This is a genomic window from Pantoea sp. MQR6 (assembly GCF_022761075.1).
Lineage (GTDB): Bacteria > Pseudomonadota > Gammaproteobacteria > Enterobacterales > Enterobacteriaceae > Pantoea > Pantoea phytostimulans.
In genome coordinates this window covers 179,485-191,116 of sequence record NZ_JAKYXB010000001.1, presented here as the reverse complement: position 1 = coordinate 191,116, position 11,632 = coordinate 179,485, and the positions used below count along the sequence as shown (strand labels likewise).

The 11,632-nt window shown below is 52.2% G+C and carries 13 protein-coding genes; 3 read left to right on the top strand and 10 right to left on the bottom strand.

Annotation, left to right across the window (positions count from 1 at the left end):
- Positions 1 to 40: 40 nt before the first annotated feature.
- Positions 41 to 541 carry a PTS glucose transporter subunit IIA gene (gene crr / locus MUG06_RS00855; RefSeq protein ID WP_215845963.1) on the top strand — a complete coding sequence of 167 codons (501 nt, stop codon included), beginning with the start codon at positions 41 to 43 and terminating at the stop codon, positions 539 to 541.
- Between the two features lie 98 nt (positions 542 to 639).
- Here crr and MUG06_RS00850 read toward each other — a convergent pair whose 3' ends face one another.
- The 10 genes from MUG06_RS00850 to MUG06_RS00805 form a co-directional block, all read right to left on the bottom strand.
- Positions 640 to 1,986, bottom strand: a complete 1,347-nt coding sequence (locus MUG06_RS00850) for an ATP-binding protein (RefSeq protein ID WP_215845962.1) — start codon at positions 1,984 to 1,986, stop codon at positions 640 to 642.
- The gene (locus MUG06_RS00845) at positions 1,983 to 2,663 is read right to left on the bottom strand and encodes a response regulator transcription factor (protein ID WP_215845960.1); all 681 of its coding nucleotides are present in this window, start codon (positions 2,661 to 2,663) and stop codon (positions 1,983 to 1,985) included. The genes MUG06_RS00850 and MUG06_RS00845 overlap by 4 nt, the downstream gene beginning before the upstream one ends.
- A 170-nt stretch (positions 2,664 to 2,833) precedes the next feature.
- The gene (gene cysM / locus MUG06_RS00840; RefSeq protein WP_243077451.1) at positions 2,834 to 3,715 is read right to left on the bottom strand and encodes a cysteine synthase CysM; all 882 of its coding nucleotides are present in this window, start codon (positions 3,713 to 3,715) and stop codon (positions 2,834 to 2,836) included.
- Positions 3,716 to 3,905: 190 nt separating this feature from the next.
- Positions 3,906 to 4,994, bottom strand: a complete 1,089-nt coding sequence (gene cysA / locus MUG06_RS00835; protein ID WP_215845957.1) for a sulfate/thiosulfate ABC transporter ATP-binding protein CysA — start codon at positions 4,992 to 4,994, stop codon at positions 3,906 to 3,908.
- A complete protein-coding gene (gene cysW, locus MUG06_RS00830; protein WP_215845955.1) occupies positions 4,984 to 5,859 on the bottom strand; it encodes a sulfate/thiosulfate ABC transporter permease CysW in 876 nt (291 codons plus the stop codon). The genes cysA and cysW overlap by 11 nt, the downstream gene beginning before the upstream one ends.
- Positions 5,859 to 6,692 carry a sulfate/thiosulfate ABC transporter permease CysT gene (gene cysT, locus MUG06_RS00825; protein ID WP_215845953.1) on the bottom strand — a complete coding sequence of 278 codons (834 nt, stop codon included), beginning with the start codon at positions 6,690 to 6,692 and terminating at the stop codon, positions 5,859 to 5,861. Before cysT ends, cysW begins: the two co-directional genes overlap by 1 nt.
- Complete coding sequence (locus MUG06_RS00820; protein ID WP_243077450.1) at positions 6,692 to 7,708, bottom strand: sulfate ABC transporter substrate-binding protein; 1,017 nt, start codon at positions 7,706 to 7,708, stop codon at positions 6,692 to 6,694. The genes cysT and MUG06_RS00820 overlap by 1 nt, the downstream gene beginning before the upstream one ends.
- A gap of 282 nt (positions 7,709 to 7,990) precedes the next feature.
- Entirely contained in the window at positions 7,991 to 8,608 is a 618-nt protein-coding gene (locus tag MUG06_RS00815) for an RpoE-regulated lipoprotein (protein ID WP_243077449.1), read from the bottom strand.
- A gap of 80 nt (positions 8,609 to 8,688) precedes the next feature.
- On the bottom strand, positions 8,689 to 9,153 hold the full coding sequence (locus tag MUG06_RS00810) for a DUF2919 family protein (RefSeq protein ID WP_243077448.1): 465 nt from the start codon (positions 9,151 to 9,153) through the stop codon (positions 8,689 to 8,691).
- Positions 9,143 to 9,568: a GNAT family acetyltransferase gene (locus MUG06_RS00805; protein WP_243077447.1), complete on the bottom strand. Its 426-nt coding sequence runs from the start codon at positions 9,566 to 9,568 to the stop codon at positions 9,143 to 9,145. The genes MUG06_RS00810 and MUG06_RS00805 overlap by 11 nt, the downstream gene beginning before the upstream one ends.
- A gap of 223 nt (positions 9,569 to 9,791) precedes the next feature.
- On the opposite strand from MUG06_RS00805, the gene amiA reads away from it, so the two are divergent.
- Both amiA and hemF read left to right on the top strand, forming a co-directional pair.
- Positions 9,792 to 10,643 (top strand): N-acetylmuramoyl-L-alanine amidase AmiA, encoded by an 852-nt coding sequence (gene amiA, locus MUG06_RS00800; protein ID WP_215845949.1) that lies wholly within the window; start codon positions 9,792 to 9,794, stop codon positions 10,641 to 10,643.
- Between the two features lie 39 nt (positions 10,644 to 10,682).
- The gene (gene hemF / locus MUG06_RS00795; protein WP_243077446.1) at positions 10,683 to 11,603 is read left to right on the top strand and encodes an oxygen-dependent coproporphyrinogen oxidase; all 921 of its coding nucleotides are present in this window, start codon (positions 10,683 to 10,685) and stop codon (positions 11,601 to 11,603) included.
- Positions 11,604 to 11,632: the final 29 nt, after the last annotated feature.

The following is an 11,632-nucleotide window of genomic DNA, read 5'->3' as shown; positions in this document are numbered from 1 at the left end:
CGCTAGATGCTGGCCCCAAATTACTGCTTAGGAGAAGATCATGGGTTTGTTTTCTAAACTTTTTGGCGATAAAACAGATAGCGCTGGGACAATTGACATCGTAGCGCCTCTGTCAGGCGAAATCGTGAACATTGAAGACGTACCAGATGTGGTGTTTGCTGAAAAAATTGTAGGCGATGGAATCGCAATCAAACCGAGCGGCAACAAAATGGTTGCACCGGTTGATGGCAAAATCGGCAAGATTTTTGAAACTAACCACGCTTTTTCAATCGAGTCTGAAAATGGTATCGAGCTGTTTGTTCACTTCGGCATCGACACGGTTGAACTGAAAGGTGAAGGCTTCAAACGTATCGCTGAAGAAGGCCAGCTGGTCAAAAAAGGCGATGTGATTATTGAGTTCGATTTACCGTTGCTGGAAGAGAAAGCAAAATCAACCCTTACACCTGTTGTCATCTCCAACATGGATGAGATCAAGGAAATGATCAAGCTGACTGGCCAGGTCACCGTAGGCGAAACGCCGGTGATTCGCATTAAGAAGTAAGCGACATCAGAATTGAAAAACGGCACCTTCGGGTGCCGTTTTTGTTCATAATAAAACGTGACTACGCTTTATGCTGGGTTAACGCAGCAAAGAGAGTTTTAAAGCTGCCAACGCGGTAGGCGAATCGTTAATTCCAACCCGCCCTCTGGGCGATTCAGCGCTTTGATTTCACCATGATGCGCCAGAACGACTTTGCGGACGATCGCCAGTCCTAAACCATATCCTTTGCCCATCAGCGGTGAATTTACCCGAACAAAGGGATCGAAGATGCTAGAGAGTTTCTCTTCATCAACGCCCGGCCCTTGATCGCAGACGCGAATCGCCAACCATTGGTTTTCGGCCTGTAAACGCACCTCAATATGCTGTCCCTTCATTGAAAAGCGCAGCGCGTTTCGTAACACGTTCTCCACCCCACGCCGAACCAACTCAGCATTGCCGCGCACGGTATAATCTGCATTTTCATCGACAAAAAAATCAACTTTCACGCCAGGAATCTGCGCTTCATAACGCACATCCGTCACCACGGCATGCAGCAGTCCGGTCAGATCAAAGTACTGCTCATCCGGCATGCTTTCATGCTCAGCGCGCGAGAGCGTAAGCAGCTCGCCGATCATTTTATCCAGCCGCCGCGCCTCTTCATCAATGCGATCCAGCGATGCGTTAACGCTTTCAGGCGTTTGTCGCGCCAGGCCGGTTGCCAACTGCAAGCGCGCCAGCGGTGAACGCAACTCATGAGAAATATCATGCAGCAACTCTTCGCGGGTACGCACCAGGGTATCAAGCCGCTCTACCATCGCGTCAAACGCCTGCGCTACGCTTGAAAGTTCGTCATGGCGCTTACGCATTATCGGATAGAGTCGCACGCTTAAATCGCCGTCTGCGACGCGGGAGAATCCTTCCCGCAGTTGACGCATTGGTCGTGTCAGGTTCCACGCCAACAGCAAACTGAACAGCAGCCCTACCGCGCCGGCAAAAATAAACATCGGTGTGGGGATATTCAGAATACTGTGCGGCATATCCATTCGGCTATCTTCGCGCATGCCTTTGACGTCGTAGCGCAGCTCGTACTGTTTACCGTCTGCGCCTTTTACCCAGCGCACAATCACATCAGGAATATGCCCTTCAAAGGGCGGGTTGAATCCTTCCGGCAGCATTTCGCCTTGTACCGGTTTGTCATGCTGAAGGATTTTAAAGAACTGGCGATCGTTGGGTTCCCAATCCGCCATCATGTCATTCAACGAGCTTGGACCACCGCGCTCAAGCACTGAAACTACCGAGGCCATCTGCAAATTCACAATACGACGAATAGCGATGACTTCTGGCGGCTCATGATGATTACCCGAAATGGAAAACCCAAGCCATATCAACTGACTAATAATAACGAACACCACCCAGAAGCCGATGAGGATCTTCCAGAACATGCGTCCGCGATAGCTGTATTTCATCGAATGCGATAACCAATGCTGCGAACGGTTTCAATATTGACGCTATCTGCGGTTAATGCGCTGAGCTTCTGACGGATATTGCTGATATGCACATCAACGCTGCGATCATAAGCTTCACGCGGACGCCCTAATCCCTTCTCTGATAACTCATCTTTTGACACCACACGATCGGGCGCACGCAACAGCAGATCGAGCAGATTAAATTCTGAGGCCGTGAGATCGAAGGCATTGCCCTGCCATTCGGTCATGCGCGTAGCCGGATTCAGCGTCAACTCGCCCCAGCGCAGCAGCTCCTTTTTATCCGGCAAGGGTGCCTGCTCTTCAAAGCGACGCAGCACGGCGCGCAGTCGCGCAACCAGCTCGCGCGGATAGCATGGCTTGGGTACATAATCGTCAGCGCCCATTTCCAGGCCAATAACGCGATCAATATTATCGCCCTTGGCGGTTAGCATGATCACTGGCATGCGGCTGTTCTGGCGAATTTGGCGTAACACATCAATGCCGCTCATGTCTGGCAGCATGATATCGAGAATAATGGCGGTATATTGCCCAGAAAGCGCGCCTTCAACACCCGCACTTCCGGTTAAAACCAGATGTGCATCAAAGCCTTCCGTAATCAGATATTGGCTCAACATGGTGCCCAGTTCTAAATCGTCATCAACAAGCAGAATTTTCATTTTTATCTCTCGTACAAAATTGCGGCTATTCTGTCCTGAACCAGCCTCGGACGCAGCTGGTTTTACGCGATCCTTACGGATTTAGCGCCAGAAGATTCTCAAGCTGACTATAGACAAAAAAGGCTTGTTGGCCCTAATTGAGCCAACAAGCCTTTTTAGAAAGCGGGAAATTAGCGATAAATGCCGGTTGAAAGGTAACGATCGCCACGATCGCAAATAATCGCGACCACGACGCTGCCAGGATGCGCAGCGGCAATGCGTAAAGCGCCGGCTACTGCGCCACCTGAGCTTACACCACAGAAAATGCCTTCTCTTCTTGCAAGCGCACGCATGGTTTCTTCGGCTTCCTGCTGCGACATGTCCATGACATCATCCACTAAATCGGGACGATAAATACCAGGCAGATACGCCAAAGGCCAACGGCGAATACCGGGAATACTGCTGCCCTCGCTTGGCTGAAGACCAATCACTTGCACACCGGTTTTATGTTCTTTGAGGTAACGTCCCACACCGGTAATAGTCCCCGTGGTGCCCATGCTGGAAACAAAATGGGTCATGCGTTGGTGTGATTGTTGCCACAACTCCGGGCCGGTAGTTTGGTAATGACCCAGTGGATTATCAGGATTGTTGAACTGATCGAGCACCCTACCCTCGCCGCGTGCAGCCATTTCTTGCGCTAAATCACGCGCCCCCTCCATGCCCTGCTCGCGGCTAACTAATATTAACTCAGCACCGTAAGCACGCATCGCATCTTGCCGTTCCTGACTCATGTTTTCGGGCATCAGCAGACGCAGCGCATAACCTTTCATGGCGGCAATCATCGCTAAAGCGATACCGGTATTGCCGCTGGTGGCTTCTATCAAGCGATCGCCTGGTTTAATATCCCCACGCAATTCGGCCTGATTAATCATCGACCAGGCGGCGCGGTCTTTCACCGAACCAGCGGGATTATTGCCTTCCAGTTTAAGCCAAACTTCGCTGCCGTTGGCGGGTGTGAGGCGCTGCAATTTAATCAACGGCGTGTTGCCGATGGTATTTTCGAGAGTTGTCACGGTGCATTTCCCGGAAAAAAACCTTTTATATCCAAGTCACAAACGCGTTTTTTGCGCATGCTGATTCCAGCCAGTGGCTTCCGTCAGCTAACTCGCTTGCCGCCTTCCTGCGACTTGAATGGTTTAGGTTTTAAAGAAGAAAAGTAAAAAAGGGCGGGATTCGCTCCCGCCCTGTGTTGAAAAGAAAATATCAGGCGCTCTGAGCAAAGGCAACAGCGCGCAGCGGCGTTTTGTCTTGATAGAGACGCGCCTGTTGTAATCCGACAAACAGGCGTTCGCCACGGATTGGCGCCGTTTGGTCACCTTCAAACACCAGCGCGAAAGGCTCACTCTGCCAGCCGCTCGGCTGCACCACCAGCTGCCAGAAATGGCCGCGTGGGCTGACTTCTAAAATTTGTACCGGCAGCGGCGTTTCAAGGCTGCTCTGACGAGAAACGTCAATTTCCCATGGACGCAGGAACAGATCGACCTTGCCTTGATGCGCTGGCGTGTAGCCCAGCGGCCAATGATGCGCACCCACATGGAACTGCGAGCCGTGGATTTCGCCATCAAAGCGGTTCACTTCGCCCAGGAATTCCAGCACAAAACGGGTCGATGGATCGCGCCATACGTCGTCTGGCGTACCCACCTGTTCGATGTTGCCTTGGCTCATCACCACGACACGATCGGCCACTTCCATCGCCTCTTCCTGATCGTGAGTCACGAACACGCTGGTAAATTTCAATTCTTCATGCAACTGACGCAGCCAGCGACGCAACTCTTTGCGCACCTGCGCATCCAGCGCGCCGAAAGGTTCGTCGAGCAGCAGGATTTGTGGTTCAACTGCCAGCGCACGCGCCAGCGCCACTCGCTGCTTCTGACCACCCGACAGCTGAGCCGGAAAACGGTTTGCCAGATGAGCCAGTTGCACCATCTCCAGCAAACGCGTCACACGCTGTTTAATCTCTGCCGCAGAAGGACGCTCGCGGCGCGGCAGCACCGTCAGGCCAAAGGCGATATTGTCGAATACCGTCATGTGGCGGAACAGCGCATAGTGTTGGAACACGAATCCCACTTGACGATCGCGCGCATGCAGCGTGCTCACATCTTTGTTATGGAACCGAATTTGTCCGCTGTTTTGATGTTCTAACCCGGCAATAATACGCAGCAGCGTCGTTTTGCCTGAACCGGACGGCCCCAGCAGCGCCATCATCTCGCCAGAAAGAATATCCAAAGAGATATCGTTCAGCACCGATGTGCGACCGAATGATTTATTGATCTGTTTAATCTCAATGCTCATGATTTTCCTCCTGTTGCGAGCGGTTGTGCTGATGCTCTAAGCGCCATTGCACAATGCTTTTCAGAAACAGCGTCACTATCGCCATCAGGGTCAACAGCGCAGCAGCCGTAAATGCGCCTACCGTGTTGTAATCCTGATGCAGTAATTCAACCTGAAGCGGCAAAGTATAGGTTTCGCCACGAATCGATCCCGAAACCACCGAGACCGCACCAAATTCTCCAATTGCGCGTGCGTTGGTCAGCACCACGCCGTACAGCATTGCCCAGCGAATATTGGGCAGCGTTACGCGGCGAAACATCTGCCAACCGGACGCGCCCAGTAACACCGCCGCCTCATCTTCGTGGCTGCCCTGGCTCAGCATCACCGGCACCAGTTCACGCACCACAAACGGACAGGTGACAAAGATTGTCGCCAGCACCATGCCAGGCCAGGAGAACATGACCTGGATATTATGCGCATCCAGCCAGCCGCCCGCCGGGCCGTTAACGCCCCAGAACAGCAAATACATCAGCCCCGCCACCACCGGCGAAACTGCAAACGGAATATCGAACATCGTCAGTAACAGCTGGCGACCCGGAAAGGTAAAACGCGTTACCAGCCAGGCCAGCAGCGTGCCGAAGACTAAATTAACCGGCACGGTAATCAGCGCTACCAGCACCGTTAACCAGATGGCATGCAGCATGTCGCCATCCATCAAGTTGCTGAAAGTCAGGCCCAATCCTTTATGGAGCGCTTCGTAGAAGATTGAAGCCATCGGCACCACTAACAGCAAAATGGAGATCAGCGCACCTGTGCCAATCAAAAACCATTTGCCCCAATTCACCGGCTGACGGTCGGCTCGATTGATTTGCGTAATCTCTGCCATTACTGACCTCCCAGACGGCGACCAAAGCGGCTCTGCAAGGTATTAATACCAAACAGCAGCAGCAGCGACGCAGCAAGAATCACCGAGGCGATAGCGCTGGCCGCAGGATAATCAAACTCCTGTAAACGCACAAAAATCATCAGCGAGGTCACTTCGGTTTTCCACGCGATGTTACCGGCGATGAAAATCACGGCGCCAAACTCGCCGAGGCTACGGGTAAACGACAGCGCGGTGCCGGCCAGCAATGCGGGCGCCACTTCGGGTAGCACGACGCGGCGAAAGCTCTGCCACGGTGTTGCGCCTAAAGTTTCTGCCGCTTCTTCATATTCCGGGCCTAACTCTTCCAGCACCGGTTGTACTGTACGAACAACGAACGGGATGCTGGTAAACGCCATGGCGATGGCAATACCAATCCAGGTGTAAGAAATTTTGATATCAAACTGAGCAAACCATTGACCGTACCAGCCGTTGACCGAGAAGAGACCAGCCAGGGTTAAACCCGCCACCGCTGTTGGCAGCGCAAAGGGTAAATCCATCAAGCCATCAAGAATGGTGCGTCCTGGAAAACGGTAGCGCGTTAAAATCCACGCCATCAACATGCCAAACACGGCGTTAAACAGTGATGCCACACCGGCTGCAATTAACGTGACTTTATACGCCGCGATCAGCTGCGGATTAGTAATCACATCCCAATATTGCTGCAGCGTCATGTGAGATAGTTGCATGATCACTGCACTGATCGGCAGCAGTAGAATTAAACAGGTGAACAGCAGGCTGGTGCCGAGGCTGAGTCCGAAGCCGGGCAGAACCCGTTTTTGGCTAGCTGCAAACATTATCCACGCCCCGCCGCTAACAGTTTGTCCAGTTCGCCACCGCTGACGAAGTGGGTTTTCATTACGTTATCCCAACTGCCGAACGCATCCTCAACCCGGAACAGATCGGTTTGCGGAAAGCGGTCTTTCTGTTCAGCCATCAGCTGTGGATTGCTCACGCGATAGTAATATTGCGTGATGATTTTTTGCGCTTCCGGCGTGTACAGGAAGTTCAGATAAGCTTTAGCGGCCTCTGCGGTGTTGTTGTGCTCGACATTTTTATCGACCCACGCCACCGGAAACTCCGCCAGGATATTGGTTTTTGGCACCACGACTTCGTAGTCATCTTTGCCATATTGATTGCGAATGTTGTTCACTTCAGATTCGAAGCTGATCAATACATCACCCAAGCCTCGCTCAGCAAAGGTGGTTGTCGCCCCGCGTCCGCCGGTATCGAACACTTCTACATTCTTCAAAAACTGGGTCATAAATGCTTCAGTTTTGGCTTTATCACCGCCGTCCACTTTATTCGCTACGCCCCACGCGGCCAAATAGGTGTAACGCCCGTTGCCTGAGGTTTTAGGATTAGGAAAGATCAGCTTTACGTCTTTACGGGTTAAATCGGACCAGTCATGGATTTGCTTTGGATTTCCCTTACGGACCAGAAACGCCATGGTGGAATAAAACGGAGAACTGTTATTTGGCAGACGGGTTTTCCAGTCGGCTGGGATCAGATTGCCTTTGTCATGTAACACCTGCACGTCAGTGACCTGATTGTAAGTCACGACATCAGCGCGCAGACCTTGCAGAATAGCCAGCGCCTGTTTGGATGAGCCCGCATGTGACATCTTGATCGACAACTTATCGTTGGGGTGAGTAGCATCCCACTGTGTGGCAAACGGCGCATTCAGGGCAACAAACAGCTCACGTGAAACATCGTAAGAGCTGTTAAGCAATTCAGTTGCGTTAGCTGCGCCTGCCAGGCTCAGTGACAACGCGATACCGCTAACGATTTTTTTCATCGCTTTAAGAGTCATTTGGCACCCTGAAAAAGTTTGATGCGGATCTCGCCCGCTGAGGCACCAGTTTATTTATAACTCAGTGAAAACCTGTAACGGTTTTATATATCGTTTGATGATTTCAAAGTCGAAAAAAGCATAAGACACTGGCAAAGTTTATGTGGGATTCAGTAATGCCTGGCGGGGAATGAGGCTTTGCGCTTTTAATGCGGCGATATTGCAGACAGCGGCGATGTTAGTTCAGTGATTCAGTCCTTTCTGCACTGAATCACTGTTGAACAGTTTTAGTTGATTAAAGCATCAGCGCTGCCAAATTATTTTGCTCAGCTTCCACTTTTTCAGCGTGTCGTCTGACGGCATCAAGCCTTCTGGACCGTGCCCTTCACCGCTATAAACATAGCGTAAATGCTGGCCGGCCGGTGCGCGACACTCAACATCCCGGCTATCCAGACCGGAAGCCAACGCACAGTTGTTGAAGGCTTTGCTGTATTTATCGCTGAAAGCATCACCGATTTTGCTGCCATCGCTGCTAACGATATTGGCGTCCATGACTTCAACGCGCTCAACACGACTCTGGCCGTAAATCACCAGCTTAACCTGGCCTTCATCTAGCGCCTGCCAAAAGGAAACAACCTCACCATTCTGACCGCGCATGCCCTGACGCAAGTCGTAATTGCCGTTCAGCCCCTCTTTAATGGCGCTTTCGGTCATGGGTGTCGCGGCATTAAGGCCGCCGACGCCTTGTTCGGTAGCGGTTAGCGATGCGCCAAACCAGTTCCACGGCAACGCCGATGACCAATGATAACTCAGCGGATTCCACCAACTTACCTGCTGGCTGCTGTTAGCGCCGGAGCCGGAACTGGCGCAGCCGCTCAGCATAACGGCGACAATCAGTAGCGTGGAACGAACAGCTTTCATGCAAACTCCTGTTAATGAAATACTCAGTAAATGAAATGCTCAGTGGCGGAACTGATTGGAGTCGTAAAGCGGCAAAAAGTTTATTCAAGATGATGTTCAGGTGAAAAGCAGTCGCGCAGCCGGGTATTGAACTGGAGCCAGAGCAGCGCCAGCAGATCAAACAGCGTTAACAGCAGCGGCAGCGGAGAACTCAGTAGATCGCCCTGTGTGAACTGAACACCTTGCCACAGCAAATTAATCCACAGTGATAACAGCAGCACGTTGCGCCAGTATTGCCACAGGCGCGGCCAGCGGGTGCGATAACCGGTCAGTAGCATACCGAGCAGCGCCGGTGTGCCTAACGCCAACCCGATCCAAAAAGCCTGTCGATCGGGATAAAATAGCGCCAGGAGATCGTTACCTTGTTGTCGTGAAGCGCCCGCCATCACCAGCAGCAGCCAGGTTCGCGCCAGCAACAGCATTATCGGCCAAAAAAGAAACGGCAGCCGAAGCTGCCCTTTGCCGTCATATTCATCCGGCAGATATTTCAGCACATTAATACTCACGATCTTCTATCAATCGTTTGCCCAGCAGCATCGCGTCAACCGGTTCGTAATCCAGCTTCTCGTAAAACGCCACCACCTGATCATTCTCTTCGCGCACCATCAGATGGATTTTCGGACAGCCGCGCGCAATCAGTTTTTTTTCCAGGCGATTCATCAGCGCATTGGCAAAGCCACGTCCCTGATAATCGGGATGCACGGCCAGGTAATAAGCAGCACCACGATGGCCATCGTAACCGCCCATCAATGTGCCAACCACTTCCCCACCCACTTCGGCCACAAGGAAAAGTTCGGGGTCGTGATTCATCTTACGTTCGATATCCATTTCAGGATCGTTCCATGGACGTAACAAATCGCAACGTTCCCAGAGCGTAATCACTTCTTCAAAATCTTCCTGGCGGAAGGCGCGGATTTCCATCGTCTTTACCTGCAATTAAGCACAATTTGCTGATTATCACGCATTCTTTGCGCTGCGCAACCCTGGAAAAGCCGAGCGCGGAGAAAAACAACGGTTTTTTCTGTTCGCGAGCTGAAATACAAAGTAAAGCCCTGAAATAGTTCCGTGCTCGCGAGTGGCATAACGTTACGATATAACACTGGGCACTATTTTCGCTGTTCTCGCTACGCTAATGGATTTGCACATGAAATTGCTCAAGCATTTGACCAACCGCCGCCAACTGTTGCTTTCCGGCATCGCGTTGGCCATTTTGTCGCCGCGCGGCGTAATGGCGAAAGAACAAGAGACGACGCTGCGCGCCTCATCGCGTCACTCGCAGCCGGCTCCATCCGCTAAAAACGGCAAGCGTATCGTGATGATCGATCCGGGCCACGGCGGCATCGATTCCGGTGCGGTCGGCGGTGAAGGATCTGAAGAAAAACATATCGTGCTCGAAATTGCTAACAATGTGCGCCGCCAGTTGCAGGATCATCCGCGCATCGAAGTACGTCTGACGCGCGACAGCGATCACTTTATTCCGCTTTATCAGCGCGTGGAAATTGCCCATCAACACGGTGCCAATCTGTTTATGTCGATTCATGCCGATGGTTTTACCAGCCCAGACGCCAACGGCGCGTCGGTTTTCGCGCTCTCGAATCGCGGGGCCAGCAGCACCATGGCGCGCTATCTGTCAAAAAGAGAAAACGACGCTGATAAAATTGGCGGCGCGCAAGTGCAGCAGCAGGATCACTATTTGCAGCAAATTCTGTTCGATTTGGTGCAAACCGACACCATAAAAAATAGCTTAACGCTGGGTAAACACGTGCTCGATCAGATTCGCCCTGTGCATCATCTGCACAGTCAGCATACCGAGCAGGCGGCTTTTGCGGTGCTGAAGTCGCCTTCTATTCCCTCGGTGCTGGTCGAAACGTCTTTTATTACTAATCCACGCGAAGAGCAGTTACTCGGCACCAGCGCGTTTCGGCAAAAAATTGCCAGTGCCATCGCCAATGGCATCGTCAACTACTTTGATGAGTACGATCGTCGCCCGGCTTAGGTATAATCACGCCAAATTTTTTAACAGTAAGCGATATGCATGTCTGATATTTCCCGCGTAAAAGCCTTTCTGCTGCAGCTGCAGGAAGATATTTGTCACCGTCTCGCCGCCGAAGATGGCAGTGCCAAATTTGTCGAAGATAGCTGGCAACGCCCAGGCGGCGGCGGCGGACGTAGCCGTGTGCTGCGTAATGGCGCGGTATTTGAGCAGGCGGGCGTCAACTTTTCCCATGTACATGGCGACCAAATGCCCTCTTCGGCAACCGCACACCGCCCTGAACTGGCGGGACGCAGTTTTGAAGCGATGGGCGTTTCGTTAGTGGTCCACCCTAACAATCCCTATGTTCCTACCAGCCACGCCAATGTGCGCTTTTTTATTGCCGAAAAACCGGGTGCCGAACCGGTGTGGTGGTTTGGCGGCGGCTTTGATCTCACGCCCTTTTACGGTTTCGAAGAGGATGCGCTGCACTGGCACCAAACTGCCTTTAATCTGTGCCAGCCGTTTGGTGAAGAGGTCTATCCACGCTACAAAAAATGGTGCGATGACTATTTTTACATCAAGCACCGTGACGAGCAGCGCGGCATTGGCGGGCTGTTTTTTGATGACCTGAATGCGCCTGATTTTGAACACTGTTTCAACTTCATGCAGGCGGTTGGCAACGGTTTTCTTGACGCCTATCAACCGATTGTGGCACGTCGTAAAGATCATCCGTGGGGCGATCACGAGCGCCAGTTCCAACTGTACCGCCGCGGACGTTATGTCGAGTTCAATCTGGTGTGGGATCGCGGCACGCTGTTTGGTTTGCAGACTGGCGGTCGCACCGAATCGATCCTGATGTCGATGCCACCGCTGGTACGGTGGGAATATGATTACCAACCTGAAGCGAACTCGCCAGAAGCGGCGCTGTACCGTGATTTCTTACCCGTTCGCGACTGGCTTTCGCTTAATCCGCGAAAGTAACGGCATCCAGCTTGCCATTGCGCGATTCA

What these genes read in the sequence shown, in the direction of transcription:
- amiA (WP_215845949.1), top strand. Translation starts at nt 9,792, where the DNA reads ATGAAATTGCTCAAGCATTTGACCAACCGCCGCCAACTGTTGCTTTCC.
- MUG06_RS00850 (WP_215845962.1), bottom strand. Translation starts at nt 1,986, where the DNA reads ATGAAATACAGCTATCGCGGACGCATGTTCTGGAAGATCCTCATCGGC.
- hemF (WP_243077446.1), top strand. Translation starts at nt 10,683, where the DNA reads ATGTCTGATATTTCCCGCGTAAAAGCCTTTCTGCTGCAGCTGCAGGAA.
- MUG06_RS00815 (WP_243077449.1), bottom strand. Translation starts at nt 8,608, where the DNA reads ATGAAAGCTGTTCGTTCCACGCTACTGATTGTCGCCGTTATGCTGAGC.
- MUG06_RS00805 (WP_243077447.1), bottom strand. Translation starts at nt 9,568, where the DNA reads ATGGAAATCCGCGCCTTCCGCCAGGAAGATTTTGAAGAAGTGATTACG.
- cysT (WP_215845953.1), bottom strand. Translation starts at nt 6,692, where the DNA reads ATGTTTGCAGCTAGCCAAAAACGGGTTCTGCCCGGCTTCGGACTCAGC.
- MUG06_RS00845 (WP_215845960.1), bottom strand. Translation starts at nt 2,663, where the DNA reads ATGAAAATTCTGCTTGTTGATGACGATTTAGAACTGGGCACCATGTTG.
- MUG06_RS00820 (WP_243077450.1), bottom strand. Translation starts at nt 7,708, where the DNA reads ATGACTCTTAAAGCGATGAAAAAAATCGTTAGCGGTATCGCGTTGTCA.
- cysW (WP_215845955.1), bottom strand. Translation starts at nt 5,859, where the DNA reads ATGGCAGAGATTACGCAAATCAATCGAGCCGACCGTCAGCCGGTGAAT.
- crr (WP_215845963.1), top strand. Translation starts at nt 41, where the DNA reads ATGGGTTTGTTTTCTAAACTTTTTGGCGATAAAACAGATAGCGCTGGG.
- cysA (WP_215845957.1), bottom strand. Translation starts at nt 4,994, where the DNA reads ATGAGCATTGAGATTAAACAGATCAATAAATCATTCGGTCGCACATCG.